Source organism: Pseudomonas sp. GW460-12-10-14-TSB1 (genome assembly GCF_017349775.1).
In the GTDB taxonomy this organism is placed as follows: Bacteria; Pseudomonadota; Gammaproteobacteria; order Pseudomonadales; family Pseudomonadaceae; genus Aquipseudomonas; species Aquipseudomonas piscium.
This window is the reverse complement of sequence record NZ_JACNAC010000001.1, coordinates 209,129-229,395: the sequence shown is the minus strand read 5'-3', so window position 1 is coordinate 229,395 and position 20,267 is coordinate 209,129. Positions and strand designations below refer to the sequence as shown.

General features: G+C 64.2%; 22 protein-coding genes. 13 read left to right on the top strand and 9 right to left on the bottom strand.

The window, feature by feature from the left end:
- Window positions 1–23: 23 nt before the first annotated feature.
- The 8 genes from urtE (at window position 24) to J4D52_RS00975 (ending at window position 6,554) form a co-directional block, all read left to right on the top strand.
- Complete coding sequence (gene urtE, locus J4D52_RS01010; RefSeq protein WP_102675964.1) at window positions 24–722, top strand: urea ABC transporter ATP-binding subunit UrtE; 699 nt, start codon at window positions 24–26, stop codon at window positions 720–722.
- Between the two features lie 30 nt (window positions 723–752).
- The gene (locus J4D52_RS01005) at window positions 753–1,592 is read left to right on the top strand and encodes an urease accessory protein UreD (protein ID WP_102675963.1); all 840 of its coding nucleotides are present in this window, start codon (window positions 753–755) and stop codon (window positions 1,590–1,592) included.
- Between the two features lie 137 nt (window positions 1,593–1,729).
- On the top strand, window positions 1,730–2,032 hold the full coding sequence (gene ureA / locus J4D52_RS01000) for an urease subunit gamma (protein ID WP_007937143.1): 303 nt from the start codon (window positions 1,730–1,732) through the stop codon (window positions 2,030–2,032).
- Window positions 2,033–2,041: 9 nt separating this feature from the next.
- Window positions 2,042–2,575 carry a GNAT family N-acetyltransferase gene (locus J4D52_RS00995; protein ID WP_102675962.1) on the top strand — a complete coding sequence of 178 codons (534 nt, stop codon included), beginning with the start codon at window positions 2,042–2,044 and terminating at the stop codon, window positions 2,573–2,575.
- A gap of 6 nt (window positions 2,576–2,581) precedes the next feature.
- Window positions 2,582–3,115, top strand: a complete 534-nt coding sequence (locus tag J4D52_RS00990; RefSeq protein WP_063428063.1) for an N-acetyltransferase — start codon at window positions 2,582–2,584, stop codon at window positions 3,113–3,115.
- A complete protein-coding gene (locus J4D52_RS00985; protein ID WP_009046740.1) occupies window positions 3,112–3,417 on the top strand; it encodes an urease subunit beta in 306 nt (101 codons plus the stop codon). The genes J4D52_RS00990 and J4D52_RS00985 overlap by 4 nt, the downstream gene beginning before the upstream one ends.
- Before the next feature lie 154 nt (window positions 3,418–3,571).
- A complete protein-coding gene (gene ureC, locus J4D52_RS00980) occupies window positions 3,572–5,272 on the top strand; it encodes an urease subunit alpha (RefSeq protein ID WP_102675961.1) in 1,701 nt (566 codons plus the stop codon).
- Window positions 5,273–5,411: 139 nt separating this feature from the next.
- Window positions 5,412–6,554: a sensor histidine kinase KdpD gene (locus J4D52_RS00975; protein WP_102675960.1), complete on the top strand. Its 1,143-nt coding sequence runs from the start codon at window positions 5,412–5,414 to the stop codon at window positions 6,552–6,554.
- 152 nt (window positions 6,555–6,706) lie between these two features.
- Here J4D52_RS00975 and J4D52_RS00970 read toward each other — a convergent pair whose 3' ends face one another.
- Both J4D52_RS00970 and J4D52_RS00965 read right to left on the bottom strand, forming a co-directional pair.
- Window positions 6,707–7,009, bottom strand: a complete 303-nt coding sequence (locus tag J4D52_RS00970; protein WP_025808012.1) for a chaperone modulator CbpM — start codon at window positions 7,007–7,009, stop codon at window positions 6,707–6,709.
- Between the two features lie 40 nt (window positions 7,010–7,049).
- Complete coding sequence (locus J4D52_RS00965; RefSeq protein ID WP_025808014.1) at window positions 7,050–7,988, bottom strand: DnaJ C-terminal domain-containing protein; 939 nt, start codon at window positions 7,986–7,988, stop codon at window positions 7,050–7,052.
- A gap of 299 nt (window positions 7,989–8,287) precedes the next feature.
- On the opposite strand from J4D52_RS00965, the gene J4D52_RS00960 reads away from it, so the two are divergent.
- Entirely contained in the window at window positions 8,288–9,553 is a 1,266-nt protein-coding gene (locus J4D52_RS00960) for an Hsp70 family protein (RefSeq protein ID WP_102675958.1), read from the top strand.
- 117 nt (window positions 9,554–9,670) lie between these two features.
- On the opposite strand, the gene J4D52_RS00955 is transcribed toward J4D52_RS00960, so the two are convergent.
- From J4D52_RS00955 to J4D52_RS00945, 3 genes are all read right to left on the bottom strand, one after another.
- Window positions 9,671–10,681, bottom strand: a complete 1,011-nt coding sequence (locus J4D52_RS00955) for an AI-2E family transporter (protein ID WP_007932772.1) — start codon at window positions 10,679–10,681, stop codon at window positions 9,671–9,673.
- Between the two features lie 163 nt (window positions 10,682–10,844).
- Window positions 10,845–11,156: a PsiF family protein gene (locus J4D52_RS00950; protein WP_025808016.1), complete on the bottom strand. Its 312-nt coding sequence runs from the start codon at window positions 11,154–11,156 to the stop codon at window positions 10,845–10,847.
- Window positions 11,157–11,227: 71 nt separating this feature from the next.
- Window positions 11,228–12,016, bottom strand: a complete 789-nt coding sequence (locus J4D52_RS00945) for a helix-turn-helix transcriptional regulator (protein WP_096372942.1) — start codon at window positions 12,014–12,016, stop codon at window positions 11,228–11,230.
- 96 nt (window positions 12,017–12,112) lie between these two features.
- Here J4D52_RS00945 and J4D52_RS00940 point away from each other — a divergent pair, with 96 nt between their 5' ends.
- Window positions 12,113–13,000, top strand: coding sequence for a DMT family transporter (locus J4D52_RS00940; protein ID WP_102675957.1), 888 nt, complete (start codon window positions 12,113–12,115; stop codon window positions 12,998–13,000).
- A gap of 81 nt (window positions 13,001–13,081) precedes the next feature.
- On the opposite strand, the gene J4D52_RS00935 is transcribed toward J4D52_RS00940, so the two are convergent.
- The 3 genes from J4D52_RS00935 to J4D52_RS00925 all read right to left on the bottom strand — a co-directional run bounded on the left by J4D52_RS00935 (window position 13,082) and on the right by J4D52_RS00925 (window position 15,234).
- Window positions 13,082–13,972, bottom strand: a complete 891-nt coding sequence (locus J4D52_RS00935; RefSeq protein WP_102675956.1) for a triacylglycerol lipase — start codon at window positions 13,970–13,972, stop codon at window positions 13,082–13,084.
- 308 nt (window positions 13,973–14,280) lie between these two features.
- On the bottom strand, window positions 14,281–14,586 hold the full coding sequence (locus tag J4D52_RS00930; RefSeq protein ID WP_009046729.1) for a multidrug efflux SMR transporter: 306 nt from the start codon (window positions 14,584–14,586) through the stop codon (window positions 14,281–14,283).
- A 9-nt stretch (window positions 14,587–14,595) separates the two neighbouring features.
- Window positions 14,596–15,234: an FMN-dependent NADH-azoreductase gene (locus J4D52_RS00925; protein ID WP_053277235.1), complete on the bottom strand. Its 639-nt coding sequence runs from the start codon at window positions 15,232–15,234 to the stop codon at window positions 14,596–14,598.
- Window positions 15,235–15,375: 141 nt separating this feature from the next.
- Here J4D52_RS00925 and J4D52_RS00920 point away from each other — a divergent pair, with 141 nt between their 5' ends.
- A complete protein-coding gene (locus J4D52_RS00920; protein ID WP_102675955.1) occupies window positions 15,376–16,287 on the top strand; it encodes a LysR substrate-binding domain-containing protein in 912 nt (303 codons plus the stop codon).
- Between the two features lie 255 nt (window positions 16,288–16,542).
- On the opposite strand, the gene J4D52_RS00915 is transcribed toward J4D52_RS00920, so the two are convergent.
- Window positions 16,543–18,618 carry an AsmA family protein gene (locus J4D52_RS00915; protein ID WP_102675954.1) on the bottom strand — a complete coding sequence of 692 codons (2,076 nt, stop codon included), beginning with the start codon at window positions 18,616–18,618 and terminating at the stop codon, window positions 16,543–16,545.
- A gap of 389 nt (window positions 18,619–19,007) precedes the next feature.
- Between J4D52_RS00915 and J4D52_RS00910 the strand changes: the two genes are divergently transcribed.
- Complete coding sequence (locus J4D52_RS00910; RefSeq protein ID WP_102675953.1) at window positions 19,008–19,304, top strand: hypothetical protein; 297 nt, start codon at window positions 19,008–19,010, stop codon at window positions 19,302–19,304.
- Between the two features lie 239 nt (window positions 19,305–19,543).
- Window positions 19,544–20,176: a TetR family transcriptional regulator gene (locus tag J4D52_RS00905; protein WP_009046724.1), complete on the top strand. Its 633-nt coding sequence runs from the start codon at window positions 19,544–19,546 to the stop codon at window positions 20,174–20,176.
- The last annotated feature ends 91 nt before the right edge of the window (window positions 20,177–20,267 follow it).

Genomic DNA, 20,267 nt, shown 5'->3' with positions numbered 1-20,267 from the left:
GAAGCCCTAATAACGGAGTTCCAATGCTACAGGTCCAACACCTTCATCAGTACTACGGCGGTAGCCACATCCTGCGGGGCCTGAGCTTCGAGGCGAAGGTCGGCGAAGTCACCTGCCTGCTCGGGCGCAACGGGGTGGGCAAGACCACCCTGCTCAAATGCCTGATGGGCCTGCTGCCGGCCAGGGAAGGCGCGGTGAACTGGGAAGGCCAGGCCATCACCGCCTACAAGCCCCATCAGCGGGTGCATGCCGGCATCGCCTACGTGCCACAGGGCCGGGAGATATTCGGCCGCCTGACCGTGGAAGAAAACCTGCTGATGGGTTTGTCGCGTTTCCCCGGCTCCGAAGCCAAGGAAGTGCCGGCCTTCATCTACGAGCTGTTCCCGGTGCTGCTGCAAATGAAACAGCGGCGCGGCGGCGACCTGTCCGGCGGCCAGCAACAACAATTGGCCATCGGCCGGGCCCTGGCCAGCCGGCCGCGGCTGCTGATCCTCGACGAGCCCACCGAGGGCATCCAGCCGTCGGTGATCAAGGAAATCGGCGCAGTGATCAAGAAACTCGCGGCACGCGGCGACATGGCGATCCTCCTGGTGGAACAGTTCTACGACTTCGCCGCCGAACTGGCCGATCAGTACCTGGTGATGTCCCGGGGCGAAATCGTCCAGCAGGGCCGCGGTGAAAATATGGAAGCCGAGGGTGTACGAGGACTGGTTACGATCTAACCTGTAGCGTCCGGACACTAAGCACGAATCATGAATCTGCCTGCCCACACCGCCCTGTTCACCCCCAGCTGGCATGCCGAGCTGGAACTCGGCTACGCCCGCTTTGGCGACAGCACGCGCCCGGTGCAGCGCCGGCACAAGGGCCCGCTGCGAGTGCAGAAGCACCTGTATGCCGAAGGCCCCGAAGTCTGCCAGCACATCATCGTCCATCCGCCCGGCGGGATTGCCGGCGGCGACCGCCTGCAGATCCGCGCCAGCGTCGACCGCGATGCCTGGGCGCAACTGACCAGCCCCGGTGCCGCCAAGTGGTATCGCGCCGCCGGGCCGGCCTATCAGACCCTGGAATTGAACGTCGCCGCCGGCGCCACCCTGGAATGGCTGCCCCAGGAAAGCATCGTGTTCAGCGCCGCCCAGGCCGAGTTGAGCACCCGCATCGAGCTGCAAGGCAACGCCCGGCTGTTCTACTGGGACCTGGTGGCCCTCGGCCGTCCCGCCAGCGACGAACGTTTCGACCTCGGGTATTTCCAGTCGCACCTGGATATCCGCCGCGACGGCCAGTTGCTCTGGCACGAACGCCAGCGCATTGTCGGCGGCGACGGCTTGCTCGACTCACCGATCGGCCTGGACGGCCAGCCGGTCTTCGCCACCTTGCTGGCCACCGGCGAAATCGACAGCCAGTTGCTGGAACGCTGCCGCGCACTGCCTCATGCCGTGCGCGGCGACCTGACGCAACTGCCCGGCCTGCTGGTGGCCCGCTGCCTGGCCAGCGAAGCGCTGTTGGCCCGCGCCTGGCTGATCGACCTGTGGCGCCTGTTGCGCCCCGCCCTGCTGGGCCGCGAGGCGCTGCCGCCGAGGATCTGGAGCACATGACACAGTTACCCGTAGGAGCGAGGCTTGCCCGCGACCCAGGCGCCGCAACGTTGCGGGCACACCGCGTTATCGTTCATCGCGGGCAAGCCTCGCTCCTACCCATGTTTTTCAAACTGCCCAACGACGGATCTTGAACGATGGACCTGACCCCACGCGAAAAAGACAAACTGCTGATCTTCACCGCCGGCCTGGTGGCCGAACGGCGCCTGGCCCGGGGGGTGAAGCTCAATTACCCGGAAGCCATGGCCTACATTTCCGCGGCGCTGCTCGAAGGCGCCCGCGACGGCCAGACCGTGGCCGAGCTGATGCACTACGGCACCACCCTGCTGAGCCGCGAACAGGTGATGGAAGGTATCCCGGAGATGATTCCGGAAATCCAGGTGGAAGCGACCTTCCCCGACGGCACCAAGCTGGTCACCGTCCATCAACCGATCGCCTGAGGCTGCGCCATGACGTATTCCATCCGCGATGCCGTGCATGCCGACCTGCCGGCGATCCGCGACATCTATAACGACGCCGTACTCAACACCACGGCGATCTGGAACGAGCAAGCCGTGGACCTGGGCAATCGCCAGGCCTGGTTCAGCGCCCGCCAGGCCCAGGGTTATCCGGTGCTGGTGGCGGTCGACGCCGACGACAGCGTGCTCGGTTATGCCTCGTTCGGCGACTGGCGGCCCTTCGACGGTTTCCGCCATACCGTCGAGCACTCGGTCTATGTGCGCAGCGACCAGCGCGGCAACGGCCTCGGCCCGCGCCTGATGCAAGTGCTGATCGAACGCGCCAGGACCTGCGACAAACACGTGATGGTCGCGGCCATCGAAAGCGGCAACGCCGCCTCGATCCGCCTGCACGAACGCCTGGGCTTCGTCACCACCGGACAGATGCCGCAAGTGGGCACCAAGTTCGGGCGCTGGCTGGACCTGACGTTCATGCAACTGACCCTCGATCCGGGGGCGCTACCGCCCACTATCCACAAGGAGTGATACCCGATGAACGCCGCCCAACTGCGTCGAGTCCATGCGGAGAGCTTTGCCCACTATCGCCAGGGGTTGATTGATCTGTTGTTCGACGCCGTGGGCCACGGCGCCTCGGTGGGTTTCATGGCCGACCTCGACGAGGAGCAGGCCCGCGCCTACGTCAACAGCGTCCAGGCCAGCGTGGCCGACGGCAGCCTGCTGCTGTGGGTGGTGGTGCAGGACGAGCGGGTCCTGGCCAGCGTGCAATTGGCGCTGTGCCAGAAGCCCAACGGCCTCAATCGCGCCGAGGTGCAGAAGCTGCAGGTGCGCCACGACGCGCGCCGCCGTGGCCTGGGCCAGCAGTTGATGCACGCCGTGGAACAGGCGGCGCGCCAGCACAAGCGCGGCCTGCTGTACCTGGACACCGAAGCCGGCTCGGACGCCGAAGCCTTCTACGGCGCCCTCGGCTACACCCGCGTCGGCGAACTGCCGAACTACTGCCAAAGCCCGGACGGCACCTACACCCCGACCGCCATTTACTTCAAGACTCTGGGGCAACCCGTATGATTCCAGGCCAATACCAGATCCAGCCCGGCGACATCGAACTCAACGCCGGCCGCCGCACCCTCAGCCTGAGCGTCGCCAACAGCGGCGACCGACCGATCCAGGTGGGCTCGCACTATCACTTTTTCGAAACCAACGACGCCCTGACTTTCGACCGCGCCGCCAGCCGAGGCATGCGCCTGAATATCCCGGCCGGCACCGCCGTGCGCTTCGAACCGGGGCAGACCCGCGAGGTGGAACTGGTGGACCTGGCCGGACATCGCCGGGTGTTCGGTTTTGCCGGGCGGGTCATGGGCGACCTTTAAGGTGCATTGCCTGTTCTGACGCCATCGCGGGCAAGCCTCGCTCCTACAGAAGAACGCGATCACATGTAGGAGCAGGGGGGGACGCCTAGTTCTTGCCCGCGAATAGCGAGCTACGCGAGCGGTCTCAAATCCAATTGAATCCCAAGGCAAGCACATGAAGATTTCAAGACAAGCCTACGCCGACATGTTCGGCCCCACCGTCGGTGACAAGGTGCGCCTGGCCGACACCGAGCTGTGGATCGAAGTCGAGAAGGACTTCACCACCTACGGCGAAGAAGTGAAGTTCGGCGGCGGCAAGGTGATCCGCGACGGCATGGGCCAGGGCCAGCTGCTGGCGGCCGAGGTGGTCGACACCCTGATCACCAACGCGCTGATCATCGATCACTGGGGCATCGTCAAGGCCGACGTCGGCCTCAAGGACGGGCGCATCGCCGCCATCGGCAAGGCCGGCAACCCGGACATCCAGCCCGACGTGACCATCGCCGTCGGCGCCAGCACCGAAGTGATCGCCGGCGAGGGCATGATCCTCACCGCCGGCGGCATCGACACCCATATCCACTTCATCTGCCCGCAGCAGATCGAAGAGGCGCTGATGAGCGGCGTCACCACCATGATCGGCGGCGGCACCGGGCCGGCCACCGGCACCAACGCCACCACCTGCACCTCGGGGCCGTGGCACATGGCGCGCATGCTCCAGGCGGCGGACTCGTTCCCGATGAACATCGGCTTCACCGGCAAGGGCAACGCCAGCCTGCCGGAGCCCTTGATCGAACAGGTCAAGGCCGGGGCCATCGGCCTCAAGCTCCACGAAGACTGGGGCACCACCCCGGCCAGCATCGACAACTGCCTGAGCGTCGCCGACCAGTACGATGTACAGGTGGCGATCCACACCGACACCCTCAACGAATCGGGCTTCGTCGAAACCACCCTCGGCGCGTTCAAGGGCCGCACCATCCACACCTATCACACCGAAGGCGCCGGCGGCGGCCACGCCCCGGACATCATCAAGGCCTGCGGCTTGCCCAACGTGCTGCCAAGCTCGACCAACCCGACCCGGCCGTTCACCCGCAACACCATCGACGAACACCTGGACATGCTGATGGTCTGCCACCACCTCGACCCGAGCATCGCCGAGGACGTGGCCTTCGCCGAAAGCCGCATCCGCCGCGAAACCATCGCCGCCGAAGACATCCTCCACGACCTGGGCGCCTTCTCGATGATCAGCTCCGACAGCCAGGCCATGGGCCGGGTCGGCGAGGTCATCACCCGCACCTGGCAGACCGCCGACAAGATGCAACGCCAGCGCGGTCCGCTGCCGGGCGACGGCGCCGGCAACAGCAACTTCCGGGTCAAGCGCTACATCGCCAAATACACCATCAACCCGGCGATCACCCACGGCATCAGCCACGAAGTGGGCTCCATCGAAATCGGCAAATGGGCCGACCTGGTGCTCTGGCGCCCGGCGTTCTTCGGGGTCAAGCCAACCCTGATCCTCAAGGGCGGGGCCATCGCCGCCAGCCTGATGGGCGACGCCAACGCCTCGATCCCGACCCCGCAGCCGGTGCATTACCGACCGATGTTCGCCAGCTACGGCGGCAGCCGGCACGCCACCAGCCTGACCTTTATCAGCCAGGCCGCGCTGGAGGCCGGGGTGCCGCAGCAACTGGGGCTGAAAAAGCAGATCGCGGTGGTCAAAGGCTGTCGGGACGTGCAAAAGACCGACCTGATCCACAACGATTACCTGCCGGATATCGAGGTCGACCCGCAGACCTATCAGGTCAAGGCCGACGGCGTGCTGCTCTGGTGCGAACCGGCGGACGTGTTGCCGATGGCGCAGCGCTACTTCCTGTTCTAGAAACCTGGATCCAACGGGCGCCCATCCGGGCTGCCCAACGGTCAGCAAAGCCGGGCGTCGTAGCGTGTTGAAAGCGTGAATCGCGACTAAAATTCGACACGCCGTCCTCACTCTTTGCTGCCTGACAGGGTTTCCGGCCATGCGTTTACCCGACTTCATCGTGCAACATGTCGATCGCATCGTTGATGAATGGGAGCGGTTCGCCCGATCCATCGCCCCCGAAACCGACTCCCTGACCCGCCTGCAATTGCGCGACCACGCCAAGTCCATCCTGCTGGCCGCCGCTCGCGATATGCGCACCGCCCAGACCGCCGGCGAACAGGCGGCCAAGGCGCGGGGCGAAGGTCCGGAGAAAACCCCAAGCCTCGACGAGGCCGCCGCCAGCCATGGCGAGTCGCGGCACAGCGTCGGCTTCGACCTGGTGCAGATGACCTCGGAATTCCGCCACCTGCGTGCCTGTGTGATCCGCCTCTGGGTCGCCAGCCTGGAGTCGCCGGAGCTGGCCTATTTCCAGGACATGATCCGTTTCAACGAGACCATCGACGAGGCGCTGGCCGAATCCACCGCGGCCTATGCCGAACAGGTCAACCGCTCGCGGGATATCTTCCTGGCGATTCTCGGCCACGACCTGCGAACCCCCTTGCAGGCGGTGAGCATGTCCACCGAGATGCTGGCGCGCAAAGTCGCGCTGGACGCCGATGCGCTGACCTACGTGTCGCGGATCAAGAGCAGCTCCCGGCACATGGCGGCGATGGTCGGCGACCTGCTGGAATTCGTCCGCAGCCGCCTGGGCAGCGGCCTGCCCATCGAGCCGGCGCCCATGGACCTGGCCAGTGCCGCCAAGGCGGCCATGGACGAAGCCTGCGCCGGCCAGCCGGACTGCGCGCCGGCGCTGAACTTCCATGGCGACAGCCATGGCATCTGGGATCGCGGGCGCATCGAGCAGATGCTGCAGAACCTGATCGGCAATGCCCTGCAGCACGGCAGCGGCAACCGTACCCTGACCCTCACCCTCACCGGCAGCGCCGAGCAGGTGCTGCTGACCATCCACAATTACGGTCAGCCGATTCCCAAGGAAGCCCTGCCCACCCTCTTCGACCCGCTGGTGCGCAACGCCAACGAAGAGCTCGGCGGCCCCTCCACCAGCCTCGGTCTGGGCCTGTTCATCGTCAAGGAAGTGGTCACCGCCCACCAGGGCAGCATCGAGGTCAGCTCCAACGAAACCGATGGCACCACCTTCAGCGTGACCCTGCCGCGGGTATCGCGCGCCGAACCGCTATAGGGCGAGCCCTATCACCGCCAAACACGCACAAGCCCCTGTAGGAGCGAAGCTTGCTCGCGATGAAGGATAACGCGGTGTGCCTGCAAAAACGCGGCGTCCCGATCGCGGGCAATCGAGCGTCGACCGGCCGCTCCTACAGAAGACGGGCAGGATCAGTCGACCAGCAGGCGTCCCAGGCGCTGCTTGAGCATCTGGTTTTCCGTGCGCAACTCGCGCACTTCGTCGAGCAGTTCCAGCGCCAGAGCGACGCCTTCCCACTCCAGTTCCAGATCGCGCCGCAACTTGGCGGCGCGCTTGGCGACCGCCAGTTCGTAGTCGGTGAAGCGCCAGTCGCGGGGCGCCGAGCCATGGGGATCGAGGATCCCATGCTCGACGATTTCCATCACATAGGCGGCCGGCAGATCGGCCACCTCGCAGAACTCTTCCATATCCAGCTGAACGATCAGGGTGCTCATGGTTAGCGACTCCTTGTTTCAGATCAGAATGGGTTGCGGATCAGAAATGCTCCCGCGGGTTGAAGGCAGCCTTCTTCGCCAGCTCCTGCCACAACGCCTTGACGTCGTCGCCGGAAGCCTTGGGCATTACTGCCTTGAGCTGCACGAACAGATAACCGCGATGCCCGGCCTTGTTCAGCAGGCCATGGCCCTTGGCGCGCATGCGCTGGCCGTTCTGGCTGCCGGCCGGCACCTTGAGGTTGATCTTGCCGGTCAGGGTCGGCACCGCGACCTCGGTCCCCAGCGCCAGCTCCCAAGGGGCCAGCGGCAAGGTGATGATCAGGTTCTCGCCCTCGATATCGAACTTCGGATGGGGCGCGAAACGAATGGTCAGGTACAGATCGCCATTGGCTCCGCCACCGGCGCCCGGCGCGCCCTGGCCCTTGAGGCGGATCCGCTCGCCGTCGCTGACGCCGGCCGGGATCTTCACGTTCAGGCTCTTGCTGGTGTTGCTGACGTGCTGACCCGCAGCGTTGTACTGCGGCACCTTGAAGCTGACCTTCTTCGACTCGGCCGACAGGGTCTCTTCCAGGAAGATCGGTAATTCCATTTCCACGTCTTGCCCCCTGCGCCCGGCGCTGCGCGATTGTCCACCGCCGAAACCCGGCCCGCGGTTGCCGAAGATCGAACTGAAGAAGTCCGAAAAGTCCCCGCCATCGCCGAAACCGCCGGTATCCGCGCGCCCCTTCCAGCCCGGAGGGCCCTGGAACGGTTGGCCATGCTGGCCATAACGCCGCAGATCGTCGTATTCGGCCCGCTTATCCGCGCTTTTCAGCGCTTCATAGGCTTCCGACGCGTCCTTGAATTTGGCTTCGGCGTCTTTTTCCTTGCTGACATCGGGGTGGTATTTGCGCGCCAGCTTGCGATAGGCGGCCTTGATCGCCTTGTCGTCCGCCGTCGGCTCCACGCCGAGAATCTTGTAATAGTCTTTGAAGTCCATCTAAGGATCACCATCCGTTATCAATGTGGCGCGGCGGAACGTACAGCATGCACTGCTGGCCAGCGTCGGGGCTGACCGATCTCAATACTGTGACTCACGCGGCGCGGCAGAAGTTTATCGGCAGCTGGCGGCGGTTCTTGCGACCGCCCGATGGCTGCCCGGCCCATGCCTGCAAGTTTGGGGGTGAAGAATAGTCTTTCAAGGCTTGCAGGTTTCGATTTAGCGGATAGTCGGCCTTCGATTCTGCGAACGACTGGCATACACTGCGCGGCCGTTTTTTTAACCGGAACTCGAAAGACATGAAAAACGCATCTGCGGCCCGTGCCTGCGGTATCGACTTCGGCACGTCCAACTCCACTGTCGGCTGGCTGCGCCCCGGCATGGAAACGCTGATTGCGCTGGAAGATGACAAGATCACCCTGCCGTCGGTGGTCTTCTTCAACATCGAAGAACGCCGTCCGGTGTATGGCCGCCTGGCGCTGCACGAGTACCTGGAAGGCTACGAAGGCCGGCTGATGCGCTCGCTGAAGAGCCTGCTGGGTTCCAAGCTGATCAAGCATGACACCAGCGTGCTGGGCACGGCGATGCCGTTCAAGGACCTGCTGGGCCTGTTCATCGGCCAGCTCAAGAGCCGCGCCGAAGCCGCCGCAGGGCGGGAGTTCGAGGAAGTGGTGCTGGGCCGCCCGGTGTTTTTCGTCGATGACGACGCCGCCGCCGACCAGGAAGCCGAAGACACCCTGGTGGAAGTGGCGCGCAAGCTGGGCTTCAAGGAAGTCTCCTTCCAGTACGAACCGATCGCCGCGGCCTTCGACTACGAGTCGACCATCGAACGTGAAGAGCTGGTACTGATCGTCGACATCGGCGGTGGTACTTCCGACTTCTCCCTGGTGCGCCTGTCGCCCGAGCGCCGTGGCCTGGACAACCGCCACGAGGACATCCTCGCCACCGGCGGCGTGCACATCGGCGGAACCGACTTCGACAAGCAGCTTTCGCTGGCCGGCCTGATGCCGCTGTTCGGCTACGGCAGCCGGATGAAGAGCGGCGCCTACATGCCCACCAGCACCCACATGAACCTGGCGACCTGGCACACCATCAACTCGGTGTATTCGCAGAAGTCCCAGCTGGCCCTGGGCAGCATGCGCTACGACATCGAAGACACCGGCGGCATCGACCGCCTGTTCAAGCTGATCGAGCAACGCGCCGGGCACTGGCTGGCAATGGAAGTGGAAGAGACCAAGATCCAGCTGACCCACGCCGACAACCGCCTGGTGCCCCTGGACCGTATCGAGGCCGGCCTGAGCGTGGACCTGAGCCGGGCGCTGTTCGAGTCGTCCATCGACAGCCTGCTGGAGCGCATCCGCGGCAGCGTCACGCAATTGCTGGGCGATGCCAATGTCGGCGTCGGCCAGGTCGATACGGTGTTCTTCACCGGCGGTTCCAGCGGCATCCCGGCCCTGCGCCAGAGCGTCTCGGACATGCTGCCCAACGCACGCCACGTCGAAGGCAACATCTTCGGCAGCATCGGCAGCGGCCTGGCGATCGAAGCGAAGAAACGCTACGGCTGATCAAGGATCGGGGCGCGCCCATCGCGGGCAAGCCTCGCTCCTACAGAGACTGCGAGCGCTTTGTCTTCTGTAGGAGCGAGGCTTGCCCGCAATAGCGTCAGATCGGTCCCACGCAGCTCAAACCAACCCCGCCAGCTTCAACTCACTCTTCAGGTAGGCGTAATAGATCGGCCCGGCCACCACCCCCGGCAGGCCGAACGCCGCCTCGAACACCAGCATCGCCAACAGCAACTCCCAGGACTTGGCACTGATCTGCCCGCCGACGATCCGCGCGTTGAGGAAGTATTCCAGCTTGTGGATAAAGATCAGGTAGCCCAGCGCCGCCGCGGCCACCCAGATCGACAGCGACATGCCGACGATGGTGATCAGGGTGTTGGAGATCAGGTTGCCGATCACCGGCAACAGCCCCAGCAGGAAGGTCAGCACGATCAGGGTCTTGGTCAGCGGCAGCTTGACGCCGAACATCGGCAGGATCAGCGCGAGGAAGATCCCGGTGAAGAAGGTGTTGAGCAGGGAAATCTTGATCTGCGCGAACACGATGTTGCGAAAGGCCTGGACCAGCAGGTGCAGGCGGTCGAACAGCGCGGCCGCCAGTGGCTTGCGCTTGGTCAGGTCGGGCACGCGCTGCAAGGCGATGATCGCCCCCAGCACCATGCCGATCAGCAAGGTCACGAACATGTGCGCCGCGTCCTTGCCCACCAGCTGCAGCTCGCTCAGGTGCTTGCTGGCCCAGGCGCCGATGGCCACCTGGAACTCCGCCGCGCTGGCCGGCAGATAGGAGTCGAGGAACGGCGGCAGCTGGCCGCGCGCCTTGTCCACCACCGTCATGAATTTGTCCAGGGAAGCCCCCGGGTTCTCCGCCTCGTGCAGCAGGAAGCTGATGGCGCCGGCGAACAGCAGCGTCAGCACGCTGACCACCAGGGTGCCGAGCAGGGCCACCGCCAACCAGCGCGCCCGCCGACCTTCGATCAGCCGTTGCAGTTGCGGGGTCAGCATGTTGACCAGTTCGAACACCAGCAGGCCCGCCAGCAGGCTCGGTAATAGCCGCAACGGTATTACCAGCAACAGACCGCCGAAGATGATCACCCAACTGAACAACAACAGATGACGCTGAGAAAACGTTGGCATACAGCCTCAAACAAACAGCGTGAAAGGATTGGCAGTCTGCCAGCGTTGCACTGGCGATGCGAGGCCGACAGGCGCGGGTTTGCTGGCGATCAAGAATACAGGGTGTGTCAGGCAAACCGCCGCGACCGGATCGTGAACAAGCTCGCGCCTGCAAGGGAAAAGGTTATTGCTTCTTCAGGCAGGTGCTCATGAAGGCCTTGCGCTCATCGCCCTTGAGAGCCTTGGTGGTGGCGTCGGCGTTGCAGGTCTTCATCTTTTCCTGTTGCGTGGCCGGGACGGCGGCCGCGGCTGGGGTGGCTTTCAGGCAGGTGCTCATGAAGGCTTTGCGTTCATCGCCCTTGAGGGCCTTGGTGGTGGCTTCGGCATTGCAGGACTTCATCTTGTCCTGTTGGGCCTGTTGGGCGGCGGTGGCGGCAAAGCCTTGGGAGCAAAGCAGCAGACCGACCATCAACAAAGGGATACGCAGCATCTTCATGGAGTTTTCTCCTTGTTACCGCACCGACGGGCGCGGCCTCCAGCGCAGTGTAGACAAACCCTGTTACAGGTTCACCTGTTCTGTAGGCTGGTGCGTCGGTACTGCTCGGGGGTGCAACCGGCCTGGCGCTGGAACATCGCGATAAATGCCGAGGCGCTGCTGTAGCCCATGTCGAACGCCACCTCCTGGACACTGCGCGCACTGTCCAGCGCCTCGATGGACGCCAGGAAGCGCAGGCGCTGGCGCCACTCACCGAAACTCATGCCCAGCTCGCGCACGAATTGCCGGGCCAGGGTGCGTTCGCTGACATGGATCTGCCGCGCCCAATCGGCCAGCGCGCGGTTATCCCCCGGGGCGGCCTGCAACGCCTCCAGCACACCGAGCAAGGCCGGGCTGCTGGCATAAGGCAGGTAACCGTCATGCACCGGCGCCTGTTGCAACTGGTCTAGCATCACTTGGGCCAGGCGACTGTCCGCTTCCTGCTCGGGGATCTGCACGTCGCGCGCGGCGAAGTCCTTGAGGATCGCCTTGAGAATATCGCTGATGGCCAGGGTACAGGCCTGCTGCGGTAGCACCCGGCACAGCTCCGGAGCCAGGCACACGGCGCGGTACACGATCGGCTGCGGGCTGTAGAAGCTGTGCTCGGTGCCCGGCGGAATCCAGATGGCGTACTGCGGAGGCGACATGAAGCGCTGGCCGGCGATCTCCATGTGCATCACGCCGTGGGCCGAATACTCCAGGCAGCCCCAGGGGTGACGATGTTCCAGCGCATGGCTGTGGGCGTCGAAATCGGCATAACGAAAGTACACCGGGGCCGGCAGACCGCTGAAGGGCAGCAGGTCGATGTGTTTTTTGCTCATGCTGTCCGGATTCAGGGGCGGGTTGTCTGGATCGAAGTATAGGCCTGGATCCAGACAGAGGGATAATCACCCTTCATCAACGTTCTGGTTGTCCTCATGCAATACGCTTATCCGTTACTGGCCGTCTTTATCTGGGCCGGCAATACCGTCATCAACAAGCTGGCGGTCGGGGCGATCTTCCCCGCGGAGATCGGTTTCTATCGCTGGCTGCTGGCCGGCCTGCTGTTCACGCCTTTCATGCTCAAGGCCGTGGTGGCCCACTGGGCGGTGATTCGCCCGAACCTGGGCAAGATCTTCATCCTCGGCGTGCTGGGCATGGCGGTGTATCAGAGCCTGGCCTACTTCGCCGCGACACTGACCTCGGCCACCAACATGGGCATCATCCTCTCGCTGATGCCGCTGATGTCGCTGGCCATGGCGATCGCCAGCCTCGGCCAGCGCCTGACGGCCGGGGCCCTGGTCGGTGCGGTGCTGTCGTTTGCCGGGGTGCTGGTGGTGGTGTCGTCCGGTAGCCTCGACGTGCTGCTGGAGCACGGGGTGAACCTGGGCGACGCGATGATGCTGATCGCCACCCTGGCCTATGCGATCTACAGCACCCTGCTGAAAAAATGGCAGCTGCGCCTGCCGCCGCTGGTGCTGCTGTACCTGCAGGTGCTGGTGGCCGTGGTGGTGCTGTTTCCGCTGTTTTTGGCCTTGCCGAAAACCGGCCTGACCCTGCACAACATTCCCCTGGTGCTCTACGCCTGCCTGCTGGCCTCGATGCTCGCGCCACTGGCCTGGATGCAGGCGGTGGTGCGCCTGGGGCCGAGCCGCACCACGCTGTTCTTCAACCTGCTGCCGCTGATTACCGCGCTGATCGCCGCCGTGGTGCTGCATGAACAGCTGGCGCTGTATCACCTGGTGGGTGGGGTGCTGACCCTGGGCGGGGTGATTCTTTCCGAGCGCTGGACCACAGTGCTGGGGCGCAAGGTCAGCGTCGCCTGATCGATAGTCATCGCGGGCAAGCCTCGCTCCTACAAAGGTGTATCTGTATGCCCGCGATCAACGATGACGCGATATCGCTGGCTACACCCCCGCCGCTTTCAGCCGCTGCGCATGCTCGACGAACAGCCGGATCGGCTCGGCGCCTCGGCCCACCAGCCCCAGCGACTGGTTGACGATATCGAAGTGGTCCAGGGGGTAATCGTCGCCAATCACCGTGCCCAGGTGCGAGCTGTAGCGGCCGACCATGCCATCGCACTGCCCGGCCTCGCGGACAAAGGTCCTGGCGAACAGCCGGCAGCTGCGGTTGGTGCCGTCGAACAGGTTGCGCCCGCGATCGGTCTTGCCCGGCTGCAAGGTGCCGGACCAGGAGTAGTAGCGCACCCCGTTGACCTCTTCCGGCCCCTGCCCGCCCCAGGTTTCCGGTAGGCCCTGGGGATACTGGCGGTTGAACAGCGCCACGCCCTCGCTGGTCAGCGAGCGGTGCGAGGCATGGATATCCGCCGGCAGCTTCGGCCCGCGATAGCCGGTGTCCAGCCAGCTCATCAGCACGGCAATCACCCGCAGGATAAAACTCAACACGCGCCCGCGCAGGGTGTCGATGGAATGGTGGCGCTCGATGTAGTCGGCCAGCTCCGAGCCATGATTGGGCCCGGCCACCGAGGTCACCGAGGCCACCCACTCCGGCCGTTTGGCCGCGGCGTAGCGGGCGGTGAGCGAACCCTGGCTGTGGCCGATCAGGTTGACCTTGTCCGCGCCGGTTTCGCGGCGGATCTCCTCGATCCGCGCCAGCAACTGCTCGCCGCGCACCTCAGTGCTATGCAGCGGCGAAACCTGCACCGCAATCACCGTCGCCCCGCCACGGCGCAACGCCGACTCGATGCCGAACCAGTAGGAGTACAGCACCAGCCGGATAAACCCCAGCATGCCGGGGACCAGGACCAGCGGGTAACGCGTGGCAAGCTCTTGGGACATGGGAACATCCTTGTGATCGGATTTGTATCAGGGATATCAGCGCCCAAGGCTGGATGCAGGACAGCAGCCAAGAGCATCGACAGCCAAGATGACAGCTTCACGACCACTGTATGACATTCGCCGAAGGCTAACGCGAGCAAGCTCGCTACAGGGGATTAGCAATAAATGGATCGCCCCGGGTCTGTAGGAGCGAAGCTTGCTCGCGATAGCTCCGGTTCAGGCAATGGATTTCTTCCAGTAGAACCGAAGCGGGTTTGGGGCTGCTGCGCAGCCCATCGCGAGCAAGCTTCGTTCCTACAAGGGATACGCTATTTCAACCCCACCACCCCGGCCACGATCAGCCCCACCGACACCAGCTTGACCAGCGTCAGGCTCTCCCCCAGCAAGGCAAAACCGAGGAACACCGTGCCCAGGGAGCCGATGGCGGTCCAGATCGGGTAGGCGATGCTCACCGGCAGTTCACGCATCGCCAGGGTCAGGAAGTAGATGCCGCCCAGCGCGGCCACCACCGTCAGCAGCGACGGCCATAGCCGGGTGAAACCCTCGGCGTACTTCATGCCCATGGCGAAGGTGACTTCGAAGGCGGCGGCGATCAGCAAGAACAGCCAGGCCATGTCGCCTCCTCAGAAGGTCCGCGCCAGCGCCAGCAGGCGTTGCTCGGCTTCGGCGCAGGACACCTGGAACGTGCGCTCGGCCGATTCCTCGCCTTCGGCCGCGACCACCGTGACGTCGTCGATGCCGATAAAACCCAGCGCGGTGCGCAACCATGGGTCGGCATGGTTCATGGCCTCCAGTTCGCCGCCCGGGCCAAAGCCGAAGCCACCGCGACTGGTGACAATCAGCGCTTTCTTGCCCCGTACCAGCGGCTCGTACTGGGCGATGCCGTTGTCCTGGACGGTATTGAAGGTCAGGCCCAGGCGCACGATCTGGTCGACCCAGGCCTTGAGGCCGCTGGGCACGCTGAAGTTGTACATCGGCGCCGAGATCACCAGCAGCTCATGCTCCAGCAACTCGGTCACCAGCTCGTCGCTCAGGGCCAGGTCGGCCTGCATCGACAGGGGCCGCGCCTGGGGCTCAGGATAAAACGCTGCGGCGACGAAGGCCTCGCTGACATGGGGCAACGAGGCCCGGCCAACTTCCCGACGGGTCAACTGGCCCTGGGGATGGGCCTCGAGCCAGGCCTGGAGAAAGCCTTCCGTCAGCCGCCGCGAATGGGAGCGTTCGCCACGGGGGCTGCCGTGTACTGCTAGAATTCTGCTCATCTGTCATTCCTCATCCTGGATAATTGCGGAAGACCGTAAAAGCCTTCCTGGGTGGGAATAAAACTATTGATGCCGGCCCCCGTGAACAAATGAGCAATAGTTGATCAGGATGAATCCATTTCATCCATAAGGTGACCCTTTATGTTTGCCAATCTGCCGCTGACCGCTTTGCGCGCCTTCGAATCGGCGTCCCGACTCCTGAGTTTCAAGGCCGCCGCCGAGGAGCTGTCGGTCACGCCCACGGCGATTTCCCACCAGATCCGCTCCCTGGAAAGTTGGCTGGGTGTGCCGCTGTTCCAGCGCCTGCCGCGCCAGGTGCGCCTGACCGAATGCGGCGAACGCCTGTTCCACAGCCTGCACGGCGCCTTGCTGGAAGTGGCGCAGAGCGTCGACAGCCTGCGCCCGCAACGCAGCGGCGCGAACCTGATGATCTCCACCACGCCGGCCTTCGCCGCGCTGTGGCTGGTGCCGCGCCTGGGGCGTTTTTATGCCCGGCACCCGAACATCAACCTGCGCCTGGACACCAATTGCGAGGTCATCGACCTGCAACAGGATGCGAGTGTCGACCTGGTGATCCGCTACAGCCTGGACAACTACCCGAATCTCTACGGGCTGTGCCTGTTCGATGAGTGCTTCGCGGTCTACGGCTCGCCGGAGCAGGTGGCCCAAGCCCACCAGCAAACGCCGACGCTGATCAGCGTGCGCTGGCACAACTCCAAGCTCTACGCCCATGGCTGGGAAGCCTGGTGCGACAAGGCGCAGGAAAGCTGGATGCAGGGCCGCCCAGTGATTCGCGAATACGACGAGGAACACTACGCCCTGCAGGCGGCCATCGCCGGCCAGGGCCTGGTGCTGGCCAGCAATATCCTGGTGTCGGAAAGCGTGGGCAGCGGCCTGCTGGTGCCGTATCGCCCGGAGATCCACGTCGACGGCGCGGGCTACAGCGCCTTGTGCGTGCCCGGGCGCGAACGGCATCCACCGGTGCGGGCATTTTTCCAGTGGCTGCGCGAAGAAGCCCAGGCGGCCGGGCATCCGATGCTCGCCGCCGGCTGAGGCCCTCCTACGCTGGATGCGTGGGGTCATCCGTCCCCGTAGGAGCGAGGCTTGCCCGCGATCCAGGCACCGCGGAGTGTCTGTAGTACCGCGTTATCGTTCATCGCGAGCAAGCTTCGCTCCTACACCGGATGCGCGGGGTCATCCTCCCCCGTAGGAGCGAAGCTTGCCCGCGATCCAGGCACCGCGGAGCATCTGTAGCACCGCGTCATCGCTCATCGCGAGCAAACTTCGCTCCTGCGGTGAAGCGTGAGCTTAACGGGTCGGCTTGACCGCCACCGGGGCCTTGCCCGAACGCATCTGCTGGAGCAGCGGCGCGCACTGGTTCGGCTCGCCGCCGCTCGGCGCCACCAGCGCCAGCAACCCGGCCGCCGGCCCGGCGATCACCCCCAGCGCCACCATGCCAGCGCCGCGCAACATCAGCGGTACGGCCTTGACCCCGGCCTCCGGCTTGATGAACTTGCCTTGCACATAGAGCGGCGAACGCAGGGAGAACAGGCGCAGGCCCTTGGATTCCGGAGTGATGGTCAAGTCCAGCCGCTCGCTGGCCATGTTCGCGGTGCCGTCGATGTAGATGATCGCGTTCTCGGTATCGAACACGAACAGGCGACTGGTGGCCAGGCCGGTCTTGATGCCGAAGTCGGCGGCGGCGCAATTGATCTTCACTTCCTTGTCGCCAAACATCTTGCCGATCACATAGTTGCCGACGTTGAGCCCAGCGATCTCCATCAGGCTGCGGCTGATGGCGCCGTCGTTGATCAGCATCTTCAGCTCGCCGTTGGCGCTGCCGAGCAGGGCCGCCACCGAATTGCCGCGCCCGGCGATATCGGCATCGCCGTTGAGTTCGCCGAAGCTGGTTTTCATCGGCTCGAAGGTCGGGAACAGCTGCTTGAGCTTGAAGTTGCGCGCAGTCAATTTGGCCCGGCCTTCCAGCGGCGTGGCCTGGCCGTTGAGGCGAATCTGCGCGTCCAGCTTGCCGCCGGCCACGCCGAAACGCAGCGGCTCCAGGCTCAGGCGCCCGTCGTCGAGCACCAGGTGGGTGTACAGGTCGGTGAAGGGTAAATCGGCGCTGTGGACGATACGCTTGCCGGTGAATTCGACATCGGCGTCCATGTCGCGCCAGCGCTCGGTGCGGAACTCCTCCACCGGCAGCACCTTGTCCGCCGGCTGCTTGCTGTCGCCGCCACGGGCCTTCTGCTCGGCATTGGAGTCGGCACCGATCAGCGGCGCCAGGTCGCTGAACAGCAACTGATTGGACACCAGCGCGCCGGTCAGTTTAGGCCGCGGCTGGCTGGCGACGTAGGTCAGGTTGCCATGAATGTCGCTGTCGCCGATCTTGCCGTTGAAGTCCTGGTACTGGAACTTCGCCCCGGCCGGATCGCGCAGCTGCGCGCTCAGGTGGCCATCGGTGGCATAGGCCGGCGAGTCCGGCAGAGTCACGCCAGTCAGCGGGTACAGGTTGCCCAGACTGGTGCCGGCGAGCTTCATGCGCAGATCCAGCGCGCCGAGGTTGAGCGGGTCGGTCAGGGTGCCGGCCAGTTCGACGCGGGTATCGCCGATCGTTGCCTGGACCTGCAGCGGGAACGGCTTGCTCGCGTCCTGCAGCGCCAGCAGGCCGCCGATCTTGCCGGAGCCGGCCAGGGCCTGGCCGTGATATTGCCCCTTGGCCTTGAAGGCAAAGGCATAGGACTGGGGGGCGGCCCCCTTCTCCTCGGCTTTCTTCGCCGCCTTGTCGCCGACGATGTCGCTGAACGGAATCGGCTTGCCCAGCGGGTCGACCAGCAGGTCGAGGCGGGTTTTCAGGCTTTGGTCATTGAGGGTGATATGCCCTTTGTCGAAACCGATGGCGCCGATATCCACCACCCAGTTGGAGGGTTCGGCGTTCGGGTCTTTCGGGTCGAACTGGAAAGTCCAGTTGGCGCGGCCGTCGGCCAGGCGCTCGAGGGCGGCATTCGGCTCGGTGAGGTCGATACGCGGAATGCGCACGCGCTGCGCCAGCAATGCCAGGGGCGAAATACGCAATTCGACGCGCTTGAGGCTGACCATCTGCGGCGCCTTGGACCACTCGGGGTTGCCCAGGGTCAGGTCTTCAGCCACCACATGCGGCCACGGCACCCAGGCCCGCCAGCCGCCTTCGTCGGGCTCGCGCTGCCAGATCACCGCCAGGTTGCCGTTGATGGCGAAGGGGCGATGCAGCTCTTCGGAGACTTTGGCATTGAGTGGCGGCTTGATCCGGTTCCAATCGAAGAACGCGATGATCAGTACCAGCACGGCCAGCAGCAGGAAAAGGCTACCGACTGTCCAGGCGAGAATTTTACGGGTGCGCGTCATGCACAGGGCTCCTGACTACTGACGGGCGCCTGGATGGCGACGCCCTTATGAACTGCCGGGGTTGAAATCCACCGGTCATGGAAACTAGGACTGACAAACGGCCCGCAGGTTTAACCCAAAAGCCGCGACTCAGACACAAATACACGGATTTTTCTGACCGAAGCGCCAGCTTGGCGTTACCGCCGCCGCACTTTTGCGAGGCGCAGGTGGGTCGAAAATACCCACCCCGGTGCAAAACCCTTCTTCGAAAACGCCCGTTCTAGAGCCCTCGGGCCGAACAATCAATTCTGTTGATTATTACCATTGTCTTTATGAACTTTTATATCGATTTAGCGCGCGTAACATTGGCTTCGTACCCACTTTATCGCCCCCCCAAGGAGCAACTCATCATGAAACGCCAATTACTGCTTAGCCTGACCCTCTCGATCCTGGCAGCCAACGCTTTCGCCCTGCCAGCCGCTGAACAGGCTACCCCACAAGTCAAGGCAAGCACCTCGGTATTCACCCAGACCCTGGCTGCCGATGGTGGCGACCGCACTCCACAAGGCCAAACCCTGGCTGCCGACGGTAGCGACCGCACCCCACAAGGTCAGACCCTGGCTGAAGACGGCTTCGATCGCACTCCCCTGGGCCAAGCTGTAGCTGAAGGCGGCCGTGATCGCCTGGAAGAGAAAGGTCTGGTTTAAGACGGCAACGACCGTTTGGCCTAACGCAACCCAGCTGTGAGTCAAGCCTATGATGCCTCTACAGAAAAGCCCGGTCCCTGGATCGGGCTTTGTTTTTTCCTGAGCTGCGCCGTTTTAGTCCTGCGTTCCGCCACTCCGATCCAAACCTCGCCTTCGACCCACCATCCCCACCAGGTTCGACGCCGGCAAAGTTGATTTGCTAGAGTGCGCCGCTCTCTTGATCAGAAACCAGTCAGCCGATGCTGCCCCGCGCCGAACAGAAACAACAGACTCGCAACGCTTTGATGGACGCTGCCCGCCACCTGATGGAATGCGGCCGCGGATTCGGCAGCCTGAGCCTGCGCGAAGTGGCGAAAACCGCTGGCATAGTGCCGACCGGTTTCTACCGGCATTTCGCCGATATGGACCAGCTCGGCCTGGAGCTGGTCAGCGAAGTCGGCCAGACCTTCCGCGCAACCATCCGTCTGGTGCGCCATAACGAATTTGTCATGGGCGGCATCATCGATGCCTCGGTGCGGATCTTCCTCGACGTGGTGGCGGCCAACCGCTCGCAGTTCCTGTTTCTCGCCCGCGAGCAGTACGGCGGTTCGCTGCCGGTGCGCCAGGCGATCGCCAGCCTGCGGGAAAACATCAGTTCCGACCTGGCGGCCGACCTGACCCTGATGCCCAAGCTGCAACACCTGAACATCGCCGACCTGACGGTGATGGCCGACCTGATCGTCAAAAGTGTGTTTGCCACCTTGCCGGACATCATCGACCCGCCCGCGCAAGCCCTGCCCGAGCACCTCACGCCCCAGGCGAAAATCACCCAGCAGCTGCGTTTCATCTTTATCGGCCTCAAGCATTGGCAGGGGCTGGGCAGCACGGAATAAGCCCGCCGCTTCGCTCAACCACACCACCTCCTCCACCGCCTCATATGCCCGCTATGGCCTGCGCCAGAGCGGCGCTTTGCCGCGCATCAAA

Bases quoted from the DNA above. Each gene is read 5' to 3' on its own strand.
- urtE (WP_102675964.1), top strand. From the start codon at position 24: ATGCTACAGGTCCAACACCTTCATCAGTACTACGGCGGTAGCCACATC.
- J4D52_RS01005 (WP_102675963.1), top strand. From the start codon at position 753: ATGAATCTGCCTGCCCACACCGCCCTGTTCACCCCCAGCTGGCATGCC.
- ureA (WP_007937143.1), top strand. From the start codon at position 1,730: ATGGACCTGACCCCACGCGAAAAAGACAAACTGCTGATCTTCACCGCC.
- J4D52_RS00995 (WP_102675962.1), top strand. From the start codon at position 2,042: ATGACGTATTCCATCCGCGATGCCGTGCATGCCGACCTGCCGGCGATC.
- J4D52_RS00990 (WP_063428063.1), top strand. From the start codon at position 2,582: ATGAACGCCGCCCAACTGCGTCGAGTCCATGCGGAGAGCTTTGCCCAC.
- J4D52_RS00985 (WP_009046740.1), top strand. From the start codon at position 3,112: ATGATTCCAGGCCAATACCAGATCCAGCCCGGCGACATCGAACTCAAC.
- ureC (WP_102675961.1), top strand. From the start codon at position 3,572: ATGAAGATTTCAAGACAAGCCTACGCCGACATGTTCGGCCCCACCGTC.
- J4D52_RS00975 (WP_102675960.1), top strand. From the start codon at position 5,412: ATGCGTTTACCCGACTTCATCGTGCAACATGTCGATCGCATCGTTGAT.
- J4D52_RS00970 (WP_025808012.1), bottom strand. From the start codon at position 7,009: ATGAGCACCCTGATCGTTCAGCTGGATATGGAAGAGTTCTGCGAGGTG.
- J4D52_RS00965 (WP_025808014.1), bottom strand. From the start codon at position 7,988: ATGGACTTCAAAGACTATTACAAGATTCTCGGCGTGGAGCCGACGGCG.
- J4D52_RS00960 (WP_102675958.1), top strand. From the start codon at position 8,288: ATGAAAAACGCATCTGCGGCCCGTGCCTGCGGTATCGACTTCGGCACG.
- J4D52_RS00955 (WP_007932772.1), bottom strand. From the start codon at position 10,681: ATGCCAACGTTTTCTCAGCGTCATCTGTTGTTGTTCAGTTGGGTGATC.
- J4D52_RS00950 (WP_025808016.1), bottom strand. From the start codon at position 11,156: ATGAAGATGCTGCGTATCCCTTTGTTGATGGTCGGTCTGCTGCTTTGC.
- J4D52_RS00945 (WP_096372942.1), bottom strand. From the start codon at position 12,016: ATGAGCAAAAAACACATCGACCTGCTGCCCTTCAGCGGTCTGCCGGCC.
- J4D52_RS00940 (WP_102675957.1), top strand. From the start codon at position 12,113: ATGCAATACGCTTATCCGTTACTGGCCGTCTTTATCTGGGCCGGCAAT.
- J4D52_RS00935 (WP_102675956.1), bottom strand. From the start codon at position 13,972: ATGTCCCAAGAGCTTGCCACGCGTTACCCGCTGGTCCTGGTCCCCGGC.
- J4D52_RS00930 (WP_009046729.1), bottom strand. From the start codon at position 14,586: ATGGCCTGGCTGTTCTTGCTGATCGCCGCCGCCTTCGAAGTCACCTTC.
- J4D52_RS00925 (WP_053277235.1), bottom strand. From the start codon at position 15,234: ATGAGCAGAATTCTAGCAGTACACGGCAGCCCCCGTGGCGAACGCTCC.
- J4D52_RS00920 (WP_102675955.1), top strand. From the start codon at position 15,376: ATGTTTGCCAATCTGCCGCTGACCGCTTTGCGCGCCTTCGAATCGGCG.
- J4D52_RS00915 (WP_102675954.1), bottom strand. From the start codon at position 18,618: ATGACGCGCACCCGTAAAATTCTCGCCTGGACAGTCGGTAGCCTTTTC.
- J4D52_RS00910 (WP_102675953.1), top strand. From the start codon at position 19,008: ATGAAACGCCAATTACTGCTTAGCCTGACCCTCTCGATCCTGGCAGCC.
- J4D52_RS00905 (WP_009046724.1), top strand. From the start codon at position 19,544: ATGCTGCCCCGCGCCGAACAGAAACAACAGACTCGCAACGCTTTGATG.